Here is a 15,257-nt window from a genome sequence, read left to right on the forward strand (position 1 = left end):
CGTCCAGCCGGGGCTTTCCCGTTCCCGCGGCGCACTTCCCACTACCGCCGCCGGGACCCGGCGCTTACCTCTGTGCGTCGGGCTGCTGATCACCGAAGGCCGGCTCGGCCTGGGCACCCCGGGGAAGCATCAGTGCCGAGCCCGTGTGGAGGGTGATGCGTACCGGTGTGAACGTCTCGGCGTCGACCGACGACTCACCGGTGCCGGGGTTACGGGCATAGCGCGGATGAGCACCTCCGCTGATCTGCCAGCGAATGCGATGACCAACGGCGAAGCGGTAGGCGGTGAAGCTCATCGGTACGGTGACCTCCGAAGGTGCCTGCCCGACAGTCGTCAGCTGAGCGAGCCCGTCACAGACGTTGGTGGAACGCCCTTGTGCGTCCACGTCGCACAGGCGGGTGAAGACGTCGGTGTATCCGGTGTCCGTGGAGATCCTCAGCCGCGCGAAGACCGGACCGAGGACGTCCACGGGCTCGGACAACGGCGGACCCGTGAACGTCACCACGTCCTCTCGGGCCTCCAGTGCGCTGTTGTCGCGGGGGCCGGCGGTCCGGGAGAGCAGAGGGCCGCCGAGCGACGGGGTGGGGGCCGCCGGGTCGTAGCGGAAGGAGGTGAGCGGTGTGATGTCCGTGGGGACCTGCTGGGTCACCTGCCCGTCCGGGGCGGCGAACCATGACGTGGCGGCCGGGGACAGCGGCCAGTCGTCGAGGTCCTGCCACACGTTTTCGCCGCCGATGTGGACGCGCACTCCGGTGGGGCGCAGGCCGGAGCGGTCGCCGCACAGGTGCGCGCGCAGCCAGGCGAGGGTCTCGGCGAACACCTCGGGCCAGCCCTGTTGAAGTGCGGAGGTGTGGGTCCAGGGGCCGACGAGCAGGGCGGTCTCGCAGCCGGCCTGACGCAGCCGACCGTACTGCTCGAAGGTCTGGTCGACCAGCGCGTCGTGCCACCCGGTGATCAGGCTGGTGGGCACGCTCAGCCGCTCCGCCGCCTCTCCCAGGGACGCGCCGGCCCAGTACGGATCGTTGGCATCCGGGTGGGTCATCACGCCGTCCAGCCAGGGCACTTCGCGCCCCAGGGCTGACATGTACGCCTTGCGCAGCGGCTTTGCGATGACGATTGCGCGCATGCGGCGTTGCAGGCGCAGCGTCGCTCTCACAAACGGTGCCATCCCCCGGTGCTGGTACGCCATGCCGAGGCCGACGAGGAGCGCGTTCTCCAGGCGGAGCGCACCGTCTGTGTGGAACAAGGCGTAGGGATCGTGCAGACCCACCTGCATCACCATCGCCTTCAGCTCCGGCGGGGGGTCCAGTGCGAGCGCCCACTGCACATACCCCAGGTAACTGGGGCCGACGGTGCCCAGTGTTCCGTTGAACCATGGCTGCTCCCTCAGCCAGGAGACCGTGGCCTGGCCGTCAGCGGCCTCGTTGCGCCACAGATCGAACTGACCGCCTGAGCCACCGGTGCCGCGGCAGCTCTGCAGGACCACGTGGAAACCCTGTTCGGCGAAGAGCATGCCGTACATGGGTGACCACGGCAGGCCCCTGCCGTACGGCGAGCGCACGACAAGGGTGGGAAAGTCGCCCTCCGCGCGAGGAAAGTAATGATCCGTGATCAACGGGCTGCCGTCGGCGGCCGGACACACCAGCCCCGGCTCCCACCCGACTTCATGCCGTTTGGCGGGGAGGTTGCGCCAGATCGCTCTCATCATCCGCGAGGACAACGGCGGCTTCCCGGAAGGCGGTGTCCAGACCGGGTTCAACGCGGCGTCGTGCGTAGACGATGTCATCATTCCCCTCCAGTATTCTCGTACGTTGTACGAGAATACTGGATGCTTGGATGACTTCCGCAAGGGCCGCAGCGAAGAGAAGGGGACTGCGAAGATCGTGACCCGGGATGGCATGTCCGGCAGAGGCGTCGACCCCCAACAGCTCTGGCTGAGCCCCACCGGGCCCCGCAGGGGGCGCAGGCCCGCCTTCAGTCGCGAGGCGATCACCGTGGCGGCCGTCGCCCTGGCGGACACCGAAGGGCTTGACGCGGTCACCATGCGGCGGGTCGCCTCACAGGTCGGAGCCGGTGTCATGTCGCTCTACAGCTACGCCCCCGACAAGGAGACGCTGCTGGAACTGATGGTCGACCATGTCAGCGGCGAACTGCCGACCACGGACGCGCCCACCGGCGACTGGCGCGCCGACGTGAAAGCCATCGCCCATCTCCAGCGCGCTCTCATGCTGCGGCATCCCTGGCTGCCCGGTGCCTTGTCCACCCGCCGCACACTCGGCCCCAACACCCTGGCTTTCCTGGAACGGTCACTTGCCGCCCTGCGGCCCACCGGCCTGGACGGCGCGGCGAAACTGGAGGTCTTCGCCCAGCTCACCGCGTTCGTAGCAGGGCACGTCTCCTACGAGATCGCGCAGGCCGCTGCCGCACAGTCACCCGACCGGGTCGCAGCCGAAGCCCGCTACCTCACCGCTGTCGCCTCGGACGGCCACCACCCGGAGCTGGCCGAAGCCCTCTCCGCACCCGGACGCCCCCTCACTCCCGAAGCCACGTTCACCCGCTTCCTCAACCGCCTGGTCGACGGCCTCGACGCCGACTGATCCAACTCCGCCGAACCCGGGTGGTCTCACCGCGACGACCGCGGCCCTTCGGCAGCGACCGGCGCGGGCCTCACCGCCTCCGCATTCTCACCGCCCAGCCGATGGCGAATCCGAGCCCCAGCAAGGGCAGGACCAGCGCCACGACAATCGCGGCCACCAGGATGAGGAACGTCGCTCCACCCGGAGTCCACCGGAAGCCGGCTACGTAACTTTGGACAGCGCACGTCGCCGTCGTGGCAACGGCCGCCAACGCGGCCGCGACCGCGGCTTCCCGCCGGGCGCCCAGCCGGCCGAGGCCGACGCCCAGGGGGAAACCCAGGACCGCGACCACGACGAAGATGACCAGCAGCGAGACGCCCGTGAGGTCACCGGTCGCGAGTGCCCTCGCCGCCCAGGGACTCGCCGCGGCAGCGGCGACCCCGACAGCGGAGGGCAGCCATTCGTCACGGTGAAGGAACCCGGTGGCCGTGCGAAACCGCGGCTGGGCCAGGTGACCTGCCGAGCACGCCCGGGGTGGTCACTTCCAGATGGATGCCAGTCGCCATGCCTTCAGGCGGGTGAGTTCGGCGGTGCCGTTGTCGGCGAAGGCGTCGACGCCGGTGCTGGCGGGGTCGGGGAAGATCTGGTCGGTGAGGACTACTTGTTCGCCGCGCGTGTTCTCGGCGTAGACCTCGACGGACGAGGCGTCGACGAGGACATGCAGGCGCAGGGGCCCGCCGTCGAGAGCGAGCGGGGCGTGTTCGGTGCTGGAGAAGGTGGGGTCGAAGTCGGTCGCGCCTGAGCCGGTGCGGTCCAGGTAGACCTCGCCGGTGCTGGTGTCGTAGCCGATCCGGGTGCGCTGTCCGGCGCCTGTGCGGACGTCGAGGCCGAAACGGTCGGCCGTGCCCGGGGTGAGGTCGGCCTCGAGCTCGAGGGTGCTGCCGTGGACGCCGAGCGGAGTGCTGCCGTTCGTGACGGTGGTCGCCGGGACGTCGGTTTCGGTGCCGCGCAGGGTTTTCAGTTCGCTGACCGGGTTCTGGACCAGCTGGGTCTTGCCGTTCACGGTCCGCAGTGCCAGCTGGCGGGGGAAGGTGTCCGCGCTGCGCCAGGGCGTGGTGGGGATGTTGCCGCCGTAGTTCCAGCTGTTCATCCAGGCGGTCATGACGCGCCGTCCGCCGGGGGCGTCGGTGAATGAGTTGGCGGCGTAGAAGTCCTGGCCGTAGTCGAGCCAGTGGGCGCGCTGAGTGGTGGACAGGGCGGGCTTGTCGGCGGCGGTGAACTGGTCGGCGAGGACGTGTGCCCAGCCGCCGGTGTTGGCGTCGACGATCTGGAGCTGGACCTGCTTGCCCTTGTAGGCGGTCGTGTTGAAGGAGGCCCAGTCCAGATTCTCGGAGTTGGCGCCCGTTGCGCTCTGCACGATCTTGCCGTCGACGAGGAGGTTGACGCCGGTCTCGTCGGAGTGGGGCTTCGCCTGGGTGTCGGAGAGGACAACCTGGTCGACGTTGACGTGACCCCAGCCGCCGGAGTTGGCGTCCACGACCTTGATCTGGGCCTGCTTGCCCTGCAGGTCGGACAGATCCCAGGAGGCCCAGTTCAGGGCCTCGGCGTTGGCGCCCGTCGCGGAGCGCACCACCTTGCCGTCGACGACGAGTTCGACGGCCGTAGGGGCGTCGGAGCTCGCGGCGTGGTAGCCGCCGCCGATGAGGAAGTCCAGGTATTTCTTGTCGATCGTGAAGGTCGGTGAGGTCAGGGTGCCGGTGGAGGCGTCGCCGTTCAGGTAGCTGTTGGCGAGTCCGCCTCCGAGATAGCCGGTGACCTGCTGCTGGTTGGGGAGGGTTCCCTGGGCCGGTCCGGTGCCGAAGGCGTCGCCGGTGGTGGTCCAGTCGCCGATGGGGCTGTTGTAGGTACTGCCCTCGAAGTCGGCGAGGGCTTCGCCGGTCGGTGTCGCCTCGTCGCCGAGGATGGAGCCGGGCTGGTACGGGTGGTTGCCGCCGCCGACCTTGAAGTTGATGTAGTTGCTGGTCGCGGTGAACGCGGGCGAGGTCAACGTGCCGGTGGAGGCGTCGCCGCCGTGGAAGCTGTTGGCGAAGGCCTTTCCGTCGGAGCCAGTGACCGAACTCTGGCCGTCCAACGCCCCGATGGCCGGAGCGGTACCGAAGGCGGCTCCGGTGGTGGTCCAGTCGCCGAAGGAGCCGGACTCGAAGTCCTGCAGCACGGTGCCGCTCGGCGGGGTGTAGGTGCCGCTGTCGTCGGCGGTGAACTTCTTGCCGTCGAAGTCGCCGACGAAGTACTGGGCGCCGGAACCGCCCGCGATGGCACCGGGGCTGAGGTTGACCGCCAGCACCCACTTGGTCTTCTTCGGGTCGCCGTCCACGGGCAGCGGGAACAGGTCCGGGCACTCCCACACCCCGCCGGTCGCGCCTGCCGGGCCGAAGTCGCTCAGGTGGGTCCAGTGCTTGAGGTTCGAGGAGCTGTAGAAGGAGACCTTGTGCTGGTCGGAGAGGGCGACGGCCATCAGCCAGGTATGGGTGGGGGCGTGCCAGAAGACCTTCGGGTCGCGGAAGTTGACGGAGCCGAGGTCGAGGACCGGGTTGCCGGAGTACTTGGTCCAGGTGGTGCCGCCGTCGGTGCTGTACGCCAGCGACTGCCTCTGGATGCCGGTGGACTTCACCAGGCTGGTGTAGACGGCGACCAGCGGCGGCTTCGCCTTGGTCCCGAAGCCGGTCGTGTTGTTCTTGTCCAGCACCACACTGCCGGAGAAGACCATCTCGTTGTCGTCCTGGGGGATGGCGACCGGAAGCTCCTTCCAGTGGACGAGGTCGGTGCTGACGGCGTGGCCCCAGGACATGTTGCCCCAGCTGTTGCCGGACGGGTTGTACTGGAAGAACAGGTGGTACTGGCCCTTGTACCAGATCAGACCGTTGGGGTCGTTCATCCAGTTCTGGGCCGGGGTGAAGTGGAACTGGGGGCGGTACTGCTCGCGGTAGAGGGTGTCGGCGGCGGCCGGCGTGGCAGCGAGCAGGCCCAGCCCGGACAGGACGGTCAGGGCCGTGAGAAGTCTGCGGCGGGGACGGGCGGTTCTGGGCATGGCGCTCCTTGTGCGGGGTTCGGGTGGTGCGCGTGGAGGGCGTCTTGGGTGGCGTCTTGGGTGGCGGTGCCGCGGACGGGCCCCGCGGGGGCGGTGAGAGTCCACGCCTGGACGGTGAAGTCGACGGATCGGGCCCGCAGCGACCAGGGGGCATCGGAGACCGGGTAGAGGCGCAGGGTCAGGGCTTCTCCGGTGCTGAGGAAGAGTTCGAGGACTGACCGGTCGACCACCATGCGCAGTTCGACCGGAGCCCCGGGGCGGGCCGCCGGGCAGGGGATGCGGTAGGTGCCGCCGACGGCCCGGGGATCGCGGGAGGCGCGGGAGCGGTCGACCACCACTTCGCCGGCGACGGTGTCGACCGTGACGTCCAGGTGTTCGCTCCCGTCAGCCGAGGTGACCAGCCGGAGACCGCCCGGCCGGCCCGGCGAAGGCATGAGCCGGGCGGTGAGGTCGAAGGTGGCGCCGACTTCGCCGAGTGCGGCCGGGTCCGCCTGGGCGCGGCCGGTGGCGTACAGGAGTTGCTCGCCACGCAGTCCGGCGACTTCCCGGGCGGGCTGCTGGTGGACGGTGCCGTCGGCCGCGAGGGAGATCTCGCGGGGCAGGGTGAGCAGTCCCGCCCAGCCCGCCTCGCGTACCCAGGTGGGTTCGCGGGCTTCCCACGACCAGGCCCACAGCAGCCATCGGCCGTCCGGGGCCCGCAGCAGTGCGGGGGCGTAGAAGTCCGGGCCGTGGTCGAGCCGGACAGGTGCCGAGGGATGGAAGGTGCCGTCGGGGGTCTCGCGGCCGGGGTAGGCGGCGGTGGCCAGGGGGCCGGCGTCGGTGTCCCAGGTGCTGACGATCAGGAGGCCCGGCCGGCCCGCGCCGTCGGGCGTCGGCCAGAAAGCGTACTGGGGGCACTCCCAGCCGGCGCCGGTGTCGGTGCCGCCGGGCAGCGGCCTCGGGGCGTCGGCGGCGAACGGGCCGAGGTGCTGCCAGTTGTCCAGGTCCGTCGACTCGTACAGCTGGGCGGCGCCACGGCCGTCGGCGAGGGCCGAGCCGACCAGCATCCGCCAGCGGCCGTCCTGCTGCCAGACGTAGGGGTCGCGGTACATGGTGGTGTCAGCGGGTGGGTGCGGGATGAGCGACTCCGGCCGTTTGGCCCAGGTGTGGCCGCCGTCGTGCGATTCGGCGGTGGTGACCGGCTGCCACCAGCGGCCGGTGCGGTTGGCGGAGTAGAAGGCCACCATCCGGCCGTCGACGGAGACGGCGTTGCCTGAGAAGCAGCCGGCGGCGTCGTCGCCGCCCGCGGTGGGGGCGAGGGCGATAGGGAGCTCTTCCCAGGTGACCAGGTCGGGACTGCGGAAGTGACCCCAGTGCATGTTCGCGTGCTGCGGGCCGTACGGGTTGTACTGGAAGAACACGTGGTAGTGGCCGTCGTGGAAGACCAGCCCGTTGGGGTCGTTGATCCAGTTGCGCGGCGGGCGCAGGTGTACGGCGGGCAGGTGGGGATCGACGGGCGGCGTGGACACACGGGGCCTTTCGAAGGGTGCGCAAGGCACGGGGGGGTGGCAGAGAACGTGGGGCGTGGGCCCGGCGGAGGTCAGCCCTTGACGCCGCTGGAGGCGATGCTGCTGACGAAGGCCCGCTGAAAAGCCACGAACAGCGCGAGCACCGGCACAGTGATCATCGACGAGTAGGCCATGATCTGGCCCCAGGAAGGGTTGAGCTGGAAGAAGTACTGGATGCCGACCATGACCGGGCGCAGGTTCTCGCTCTGGACGACCATCAGGGGCCAGAGGTAGGAGTTCCAGGCCGGCAGGAAGGTCAGGATGGCCACCGTGGCGATCGCCGGACCGGACAGCGGCATGACGATGCGCCGGTAGATGCCGAACCAGCTCGCCCCGTCGATCACGGCGGCTTCGTCGAGTTCCTTGGGGATGCTCTGGAAGTACTGATGGAACAGGAAGACGGAGAAGGCGTTGGCGACGAAAGGCAGGATCTGCACCTGATAGGTGTCCAGCCAGCCCTCGGTCAGGGTGAGTCGGAAGCCGTTCACCTGGAGCCAGGGCAGTTGGTTGACCCACCACACCAGCGGCAGGGCGAAGGTCTCGAACGGCACGATCAGCGTCGCGATCACGGCGGTGAGCACGATCTTCTTGCCGCGCCACCGCATCCGTGACAAGGCGAACGCCGCAAGGCTGTTGACGAAGATGCCCAGGACCACGGTGACGGCGGAGATCCCGATGGAGTTGAGCAGGAACCGGGCGGCGGGCACCCGGTCGAAGACTCCGCTGTAGTTGTCCAGGGACAGGTGGCCGACCGGCAGGAACGCCTTGACGCCGTCCAGGTCGCCGAAGATCTGCTGGTCGGGCTTGAGCGACGACACCAGCATGAACACGATCGGGAAGGCGAAGAACAGCGCGAGCGCGATGCGCGCCGCCTGCACGGCGAGCGAGCGCAGCAGCGACCCCTGGTGGCCCCGGGGTGCGGGGGTGGGGGATGCGGAGGTCATGTCAGTCCTTCTCCCGGGTGAGGAAGCGTTGTACGAGGGAGACGGCCAGCACCAGGACGAAGAAGGCGAGGGAGATCGCGGACGCGTATCCGGTCTGCTGCTGCGCGTATCCCGTCTGCACGGCCTGGTAGACGACCGTGGTGGTGGAGTCCAGGGGCCCGCCCTGCGTCATCACGCTGACCTGAGCGAACAGGCTGAACGCGGCGATCGTGATGGTGATGAGCACGAACGTGCGGGTGGTGCGCAGGCCGGGCCAGGTCACGTATCTGAAGCGCACCCAGCGGGTGGCGCCGTCGATGTCGGCTGCCTCGTACAGGTCCTGCGGGATGGTCTGGAGTCCGGCCAGCCAGATGATCATGTGGAATCCGACGCCCTGCCAGACGGACATGAGGATGATGGCGGGCATGGACGTGGACGGGTTGTTCAGCCAGTCCGGTCCGTGCACGAGGCCGAGGGTGAGGTGGGAGATGAGCTCGTTGACCAGCCCGGTCTTCTGGTACATGAACGTCCACAGGATGGACACCACCACCATGGAGGTGACGACCGGGATGAAGTAGACGGTGCGGAAGAAGTTGACGCCTTTGACCTTGGCGTTGACGAGGAGTGCTAGCACCAGCGCCAGGCCGCCCTGCAGCGGGACGACGACCGCGGCGAAGTAGAAGGTGTTGCGCAGCGACTTGTAGAACAGCGGGTCGCCCAGCAGTGTGCGGAAGTTCTGCAGTCCCGTGAACTGGGCCGGGACCGGGGAGACCAGGCGGGCATTGGTGAACGCCAGCGCGAAGGCCAGCACCACCGGGATGACGAAGAACAGCAGCAGGAGGAACACGGCAGGGCTCACCATGCCGAGGGCGGCGAGGCTTTCCCTGCGCCGTGCACGCCCCTGCGTCGCGCGTCGAGTAAGTGGGGCACTGGCGGCGGGTCGAGTGGACAGTGGGGTCAGTGTGGTGGCCATGGGACATCCAGGCGGGTACGTGGCCCGGCGGAGGCGGAGGGGAGGAACCGCATCCACCGGGACGGGCGGACTCGGTCAGCTGCCGGCGGAGTAGTTGCTGGTCGACAGGTTGTTGTCGATCTGACTCACGGCCTGGTCAAGGGCGCCCTTGACGTCGGCGCCGGCCAGGATGTCCATGGCCGTCTTGGAGAACACCGTGGAGATGTAGGGGTAGGCCGGGGTGACGGGCCGGACCACCGCGAACTTCTGCGCTTCCTTGAGGAAGACGTTGAACTGGCCGCCCGTCTCGTACCCCTTCGACTGCTGGGCTGCCGCGTCGGTGGCGGGGATGGTGCCGGTTGCCTTGGCGAAGTCCACGAAGTACTTCGTCTGCCGGGAGAAGTTCAGATACGCCTGGGCGCCTTCCTTGTTGGAGCAGGTCGAGCTCATGCCCCACTGCCAGGAGGCTCCGCCGATCTTCGGTCCGTTGCCGAAGTCGACCGGCGGGAGGATCGCCAGGTCGCTGCCGAACTTGTCGACATTGGCCTGGCCCGACCAGCTGCCGTCCCACTGGATGGCGGTCTTGCCGTTGCGGAAGTCGTCGCCCGGGCTCTTGCCGGACTTCTGCGGCGCGTAGCCCTTCGTGACCAGCGAGCGGAACCACTTGCCCCACTCGACGGCCTTGTCAGCGTTGAGCTCGCCCTTGGCGGTCTTGTAGGTGGAGCGGTCGATCAGGTCACCGCCGAAGCTCTGCAGCATCGGTGAGTAGGCGTACGGCCACCATTCGCCGGGGTCACCCGTGCCGAGGTCCAGCGCATTGGTGAACCTGCCGCCCGCCTTGATCTTGGCGAGCGCGTCCATGAACTCGGTCTTGGTCCAGGGCTTGTCGAGGGTGGGGACGCGGATGCCGTACTTCTTCAGGACCGACTTGCGGGAGTACAGGGTGAGGGCGACGTCGTAGAACCCTGACGCATAGGTCTTGTCCTGGTACGTGCCGACGGTGCTGGGCAGTTGGCTCTTCACCGGGACCTGGCCCTTGGACAGATCCAGCGGCGCGAGGTACCCGCCCCAGGCCCAGTTCGGGACGTTGGGGCCGTCGACGTCGAGGATGCAGGGCAGTTTCCTGGCCGAAGCCGCGGCCACCACCGAGTCGTTGTAGGAACCCTGCGGGAACGCCTGGATCTTGACCTTGTACGTGCTCTGACTGGCGTTGAAGTCCTTGACGATCTGCTTCACGACGCCGTACTCGGCGGCGTTGCCGGCGTTGTGCGTCCACAGGGTCAGGGTGTTGCCGTCGGCGCCTGAGGAGCCGGTGCTCCCAGCACCGCCGCAGCCGGCCACGAGCGTCGCCGCGGCCACGGCGGCTATGCTCGACACCGCGAGGCGCCTGGTTCTCGATTCCACTGGGTTCACTAGCGTCCTCCAATTTCACTGGGCACGGTCCTGGCAGACCGTGCCGGCGGCCGGTAGTGACGGCCGCCTGATCGGTGGTGCTTCGCCGTTCCGGGGTCAGAGTCGGGGCGGCGAAGTGACCGATGCCCGTGCCACCAGCGGGCAGGGCAGCATCTCCTGAGCGGCCGGACCAGTCCCCTGGTCCCGCACGCCCGTGAGCGCGAGCAGTTGTGCGACCGCCCGCGCCCCCATTTCGTAGTGCGGCAGGGCCACGGTGGTCAGCCCGGGGAACAAGCCGTCACAGATCAGTTCCTGGTCGTCGAATCCGATCACCGACAGGTCTTCCGGGATCGACAATCCCAGTTCGGCAGCGGCGCGGTAGACACCCATCGCCACCCGGTCGGCGAAGCAGAACAACGCGGTGGGTCGTGCATCCGCCCGCAGCAGTCGAAGTGCTGCCTGGTACCCGCCGGCGGCGTCGGTGGTCACCCTCACCACCAGCCGGGGGTCTTCGGGGATGCCCGCCTCGGCGAGGGCTCGCCGGTAGCCCTCCAGGCGCCCGTGGGTGGCCGGGATGTCGTCGACGTTGTTGATGAAGCCGATCCGGCGGTGGCCGTGGCGGATCAGCTCGCGCACCGCCGTCTCACCGCCCTGGACCTCGTCGGGCACGGCCGAGGGCACGCCGGGGTCGTTCGAGCGCGCGTCCAGCAGCACTGTGGGGACCGACCGCAGCAGCTGTGGCACTTCCACGACCCGGTGGTACATGGACGCGTACAGCACGCCGTCGACCTGGCGCTGCAGCAGCAGTTCGATCTCCCTGCGCTCCAGCTCCTGATCGCCGCCGGTGTTCAGCATGAGCAGCAACAGGTCATGCTTGGCCGCTTCCTCCTGGGCTCCCAGGATGATCCGGCCGGCGTGCGGGGTGGTGGCGATCTGGTCGCTGACGAAGCCGATCGTGTTCGACCGCTTCAGCCGCAGCCCTCGCGCCAGTCCGTTCGGCGCATACCCCAGCTCGCGGGCCGTTTCGAGCACCCTCTGCCGGGTTTCGGCATTGATGCGCTTGCCCTCGACCTCGTTGAGGATGTGGGAGACGGTCGTGGCCGAGACACCCGCGGCTGCCGCCACGTCTTTGATCCCGATCCGCCCGCCCATGTCATGCCCAATCGTTTTGGCAAGTGAGTGCGGGATGAGATTGCGCCCCGCGGGGCGTGCCTGTCAACGGCTCGTTACGAACTCGTGGCCGAGCAATGTCGACGCGACACGGAAACGGGGACCGTCGCCTGGTCTGCCGAGCTGCGGCTCAACTTCCAGAAATACAGAGCTAAGTGAGCAATCTGATACTTTCTGCGGCTTGAGCTTCGCCATCGCTTCTCCGATCCTTCGCGCATCTGGCGAAGTACGGCAGCACGAGTGCGGCCCAGAAGACGTGCGCGGGCATTACGGCTGCACCGCCTCCCCTCCAACCGGCGGCGGCCTGCGGCCCATGCGCGACCCGGACGCCGCCGGGCTCACGACGACCCGGGAGAATGCGCCCCCAGCTCAGGCTTCGCAGCCGCAGCCGGCCGCGGACTTCGCTTCGACGGCCGTCACCGAAGGGGCGGTGGCCTGCTCGCCGGGGGTGCAACAGGCGGTGACACCGCAGCACTCGACCGGGTCGGTGGCGCCGCCCTGCCGGCCCGGGTGCACGGTCTGAGGCTTGGTGGCCCGGACGATGGCGGAGTGCATCCCGTCCGCGACGGGGTGGGTCGGGGTGATCTCGATGTCGGTGAATCCGGCCGCTTCGAGCCCCACGCGGTATTCGGTGAAGGAGAGGGCGCCCGCGATGCAGCCTACGTAGTCGCCGCGTTCGGCCCGCTGGACGGGGGTGAGAGTGTCGTCGGCGACGACATCGGAGATCCCGATCCGGCCGCCGGGGACCAGGACCCGGTAGGTCTCGGCGAAGACCGACTGCTTGTCGGTGGACAGGTTGATGACGCAGTTGGAGATCACCACGTCGATCGTCTCGGCCGGGAGGGGGATCGCCTCGATGGTGCCCTTGAGGAACTCGACGTTGGCGGCACCGGCCTTCTTCTGGTTGGCCAGCGCCAGCGCCAGCATCTCCTCGGTCATGTCCAGGCCGTACGCCTTGCCGGTGGGGCCAACCCGGCGGGCGGAGAGCAGGACGTCGATGCCGCCGCCGGAGCCGAGGTCCAGGACGCGGTCGCCCTCGTTCAGGTCGGCGACCGCGGTGGGGTTGCCGCAGCCGAGGGAAGCGGCGACGGCCTCGGCGGGCAGGGCGTCGCGCTCGCCGTCGGCGTAGAGGGCGGAGCCGAAGGTGTCGTCGATCTCGATCGCGGCCGGCCCGCAGCAGGCGGATCCGCCCTCGGTGACCTGGATCGCGGCTGCGGCGTAACGCCGGCGGACGGTCTCGCGCAGATGCATGGACTGCTCGGTCATGGTCTTCACTCCTCGATGACTGGGCCTGGCGGGGCCCGGACCGGTTTGTATTCATGCTCTTCGATTCAACCTTGCGTCTTGAATCGAAAAACGTCAACGTAGAAGCATGTCGAAACAAGAGCTTGCGTTGCTCGGCCAGGACGACACCGACGACTGCTGCCCGACCCTCCTGACCGCCCCCTTGGACGAAGAGACGGCCACCGGCCTGGCCCGGGTCTTCAAGGCCCTGGGCGACCCGGTGCGGCTGCGACTGCTGTCGATGATCGCCTCGCGGGACGGCGGGGAGATCTGCGTGTGTGACCTGACCCCCGCGTTCGACCTGTCGCAGCCGACGATCTCCCACCACCTGAAGCTGCTGAAGCAGGCCGGATTGATCGACTCCGAACGGCGCGGCACGTGGGTGTACTACCGGCTGCTGCCCGCCACGACCGACCGACTGGCCGCCGTCCTCACCCGCCCCGGCACCCCCGCTGCCGAGCCCGCCGGGACAGCCTCGTGAGCGAGACGACCGTCACCGCGGCGGCGGCCGGGCCGGTGGCCCGGAGGCTGTCGTTCCTGGACCGCTTCCTCGCGGTGTGGATCCTCGCCGCGATGGCCGCCGGACTCGGCCTGGGCCGCCTCGTTCCCGGCCTCGGGGACGCGCTCGCTAAGGTCACCGTCACCGGGGTGTCGCTGCCGATCGCGCTCGGCCTGCTCGTGATGATGTATCCGGTCCTCGCGAAGGTCCGCTACGACCGCCTGGACACCGTCACCCGCGACCGCCGCCTGCTGATCCCGTCCCTGGTCCTGAACTGGATCGTCGGACCGGCGCTGATGTTCGCCCTTGCCTGGACGTTCCTGCCGGACCTGCCCGAGTACCGCACCGGTCTGATCATCGTCGGCCTCGCCCGCTGCATCGCGATGGTCATCATCTGGAACGACCTGGCCTGCGGCGACCGTGAGGCCGCTGCCGTCCTGGTCGCCCTGAACTCCGTGTTCCAGGTGATCGCGTTCGCCGCGCTGGGCTGGTTCTACCTGAATGTGCTGCCCGGTTGGCTCGGCCTGGAGCAGACCTCGCTCGACGTGTCGGTGTGGGAGATCGCCCGCTCCGTGCTGATCTTCCTCGGCATCCCGCTGCTGGCCGGGTTCCTCACCCGCCGACTGGGCGAGAAGGCCAAGGGCCGCATCTGGTACGAGACGATGCTGATCCCGCGCGTCGGCCCGTTCGCCTTGTACGGGCTGCTGTTCACGATCGTCGTGCTGTTCGCCCTCCAAGGTGACGCCATCACCTCCAAGCCGCTGGATGTCGCCCGCATCGCGCTGCCCCTGCTGGTGTACTTCGCGCTGATGTGGGCCGGCTCCATGGCGGCCGGTCGCGCGGTCGGCCTCGACTACCCGAGGGCGACGACGCTCGCGTTCACCGCGGCGGGCAACAACTTCGAGCTCGCCATCGCGGTCGCCATCGCCACCTTCGGCGCGACCTCCGGTCAGGCCCTCGCGGGAGTCGTCGGCCCCCTGATCGAGGTCCCCGTCCTCATCGGCCTGGTCCATGTCGCCCTGGCCGCCCGCCGCTTCTTCCCGCAGTCCCCTGCGACGGCCCGGCCGGCCGTCCCTCCGGAAGGTCCCGCCCGTGTCTGAGTCCAAGCCGTCCGTGCTGTTCGTGTGCGTCCACAACGCCGGGCGTTCGCAGATGGCCGCCGCCTTCCTCACCCACCTCTCCCAGGGCCGCGTCGAGGTCCGTTCCGCCGGGTCCGCACCGGCCGACGCCGTGAACTCGGCCGCCGTGCAGGCCATGGCGGAGGCGGGAATCGACCTGTCCGCCGAGAAGCCGAAGGTGTTGACGGTGGAAGCCGTGCAGGCGTCCGACGTGGTGGTCACCATGGGCTGCGGCGACACCTGCCCCGTCTTCCCGGGGAAGCGGTACCTCGACTGGAAGCTCGACGATCCGGCCGGACAGGGGGTCGAGGCGGTCCGGCCGATCCGGGACGAGATCGAGCAGCGGATCCGCGGCCTGCTGGCCGAACTCTTGTGAGTGCTGCTCCTCCTGCGCGCCCGATGCCCCGGGCCACTCGTCGAAGAAGTGGGCCGAGGGCAGGACATCGGGGTGGTCGCGACCTGACGCCGCCCGCCGACGGCGGCTGTGCGCGAGCCGCCATCGACGCGGTGCGGGAGATCTGCGGCGCCCTCGACATCGAGCAGCCGCCGCGCGACTTGGCTGTGAGCCGCGGCATGCCGCTTCGATCGCGGAGGGCGCCGTGGCCGACGCCGTCACCCGAAAAGCGCCTCGGCAACCGACGGTCGAAGAGGTGCGCGAGATCCTCGACGTGACCTTCTGATCACCTGTGCGGATGCCAATGAGGGGCC

At 69.0% G+C, this 15,257-nt stretch carries 12 protein-coding genes; 4 read left to right on the top strand and 8 right to left on the bottom strand.

Going from position 1 to position 15,257, the window contains the following annotated elements; genetic code table 11:
* Positions 1 to 64 precede the first annotated feature (64 nt).
* Positions 65 to 1,786, bottom strand: a complete 1,722-nt coding sequence (locus OHA64_RS02990; RefSeq protein ID WP_405623833.1) for a CocE/NonD family hydrolase — start codon at positions 1,784 to 1,786, stop codon at positions 65 to 67.
* Positions 1,787 to 1,898: 112 nt separating this feature from the next.
* On the opposite strand from OHA64_RS02990, the gene OHA64_RS02995 reads away from it, so the two are divergent.
* Entirely contained in the window at positions 1,899 to 2,597 is a 699-nt protein-coding gene (locus OHA64_RS02995; RefSeq protein WP_405623834.1) for a TetR/AcrR family transcriptional regulator, read from the top strand.
* A gap of 517 nt (positions 2,598 to 3,114) precedes the next feature.
* On the opposite strand, the gene OHA64_RS03000 is transcribed toward OHA64_RS02995, so the two are convergent.
* The 7 genes from OHA64_RS03000 to arsM form a co-directional block, all read right to left on the bottom strand.
* Positions 3,115 to 5,664 (bottom strand): GH32 C-terminal domain-containing protein, encoded by a 2,550-nt coding sequence (locus OHA64_RS03000; RefSeq protein WP_405607351.1) that lies wholly within the window; start codon positions 5,662 to 5,664, stop codon positions 3,115 to 3,117.
* The gene (locus OHA64_RS03005; RefSeq protein ID WP_405607354.1) at positions 5,619 to 7,172 is read right to left on the bottom strand and encodes a glycoside hydrolase family 32 protein; all 1,554 of its coding nucleotides are present in this window, start codon (positions 7,170 to 7,172) and stop codon (positions 5,619 to 5,621) included. Before OHA64_RS03005 ends, OHA64_RS03000 begins: the two co-directional genes overlap by 46 nt.
* 71 nt (positions 7,173 to 7,243) lie before the next feature.
* The gene (locus OHA64_RS03010) at positions 7,244 to 8,155 is read right to left on the bottom strand and encodes a carbohydrate ABC transporter permease (RefSeq protein WP_405607357.1); all 912 of its coding nucleotides are present in this window, start codon (positions 8,153 to 8,155) and stop codon (positions 7,244 to 7,246) included.
* Between the two features lies 1 nt (position 8,156).
* Positions 8,157 to 8,981, bottom strand: coding sequence for a carbohydrate ABC transporter permease (locus OHA64_RS03015; RefSeq protein WP_405607360.1), 825 nt, complete (start codon positions 8,979 to 8,981; stop codon positions 8,157 to 8,159).
* 201 nt (positions 8,982 to 9,182) lie between these two features.
* The gene (locus tag OHA64_RS03020; RefSeq protein ID WP_405607363.1) at positions 9,183 to 10,463 is read right to left on the bottom strand and encodes an extracellular solute-binding protein; all 1,281 of its coding nucleotides are present in this window, start codon (positions 10,461 to 10,463) and stop codon (positions 9,183 to 9,185) included.
* A gap of 132 nt (positions 10,464 to 10,595) precedes the next feature.
* Positions 10,596 to 11,603: a LacI family DNA-binding transcriptional regulator gene (locus tag OHA64_RS03025; RefSeq protein WP_405607366.1), complete on the bottom strand. Its 1,008-nt coding sequence runs from the start codon at positions 11,601 to 11,603 to the stop codon at positions 10,596 to 10,598.
* Positions 11,604 to 12,017: 414 nt separating this feature from the next.
* Positions 12,018 to 12,914 (bottom strand): arsenite methyltransferase, encoded by an 897-nt coding sequence (gene arsM / locus OHA64_RS03030; RefSeq protein WP_405607369.1) that lies wholly within the window; start codon positions 12,912 to 12,914, stop codon positions 12,018 to 12,020.
* 106 nt (positions 12,915 to 13,020) lie between these two features.
* Between arsM and OHA64_RS03035 the strand changes: the two genes are divergently transcribed.
* The 3 genes from OHA64_RS03035 to OHA64_RS03045 are packed head-to-tail and all read left to right on the top strand — an operon-like array spanning position 13,021 to position 14,925.
* The gene (locus tag OHA64_RS03035; protein WP_405607372.1) at positions 13,021 to 13,413 is read left to right on the top strand and encodes an ArsR/SmtB family transcription factor; all 393 of its coding nucleotides are present in this window, start codon (positions 13,021 to 13,023) and stop codon (positions 13,411 to 13,413) included.
* The gene (gene arsB / locus OHA64_RS03040) at positions 13,410 to 14,531 is read left to right on the top strand and encodes an ACR3 family arsenite efflux transporter (protein ID WP_405607375.1); all 1,122 of its coding nucleotides are present in this window, start codon (positions 13,410 to 13,412) and stop codon (positions 14,529 to 14,531) included. The genes OHA64_RS03035 and arsB overlap by 4 nt, the downstream gene beginning before the upstream one ends.
* Positions 14,524 to 14,925, top strand: coding sequence for an arsenate reductase ArsC (locus tag OHA64_RS03045; protein ID WP_405607378.1), 402 nt, complete (start codon positions 14,524 to 14,526; stop codon positions 14,923 to 14,925). Before arsB ends, OHA64_RS03045 begins: the two co-directional genes overlap by 8 nt.
* The last annotated feature ends 332 nt before the right edge of the window (positions 14,926 to 15,257 follow it).

Origin of the sequence: Streptomyces sp. NBC_00076, from assembly GCF_045041235.1 — a bacterium.
Lineage (GTDB): Bacteria > Actinomycetota > Actinomycetes > Streptomycetales > Streptomycetaceae > Streptomyces.

Coding starts and splice junctions, on each gene's coding strand:
- OHA64_RS03035 (WP_405607372.1), top strand. CDS start 13,021: ATGTCGAAACAAGAGCTTGCGTTGCTCGGCCAGGACGACACCGACGAC.
- OHA64_RS03010 (WP_405607357.1), bottom strand. CDS start 8,155: ATGACCTCCGCATCCCCCACCCCCGCACCCCGGGGCCACCAGGGGTCG.
- OHA64_RS02995 (WP_405623834.1), top strand. CDS start 1,899: ATGTCCGGCAGAGGCGTCGACCCCCAACAGCTCTGGCTGAGCCCCACC.
- arsM (WP_405607369.1), bottom strand. CDS start 12,914: ATGACCGAGCAGTCCATGCATCTGCGCGAGACCGTCCGCCGGCGTTAC.
- OHA64_RS03000 (WP_405607351.1), bottom strand. CDS start 5,664: ATGCCCAGAACCGCCCGTCCCCGCCGCAGACTTCTCACGGCCCTGACC.
- OHA64_RS02990 (WP_405623833.1), bottom strand. CDS start 1,786: ATGACATCGTCTACGCACGACGCCGCGTTGAACCCGGTCTGGACACCG.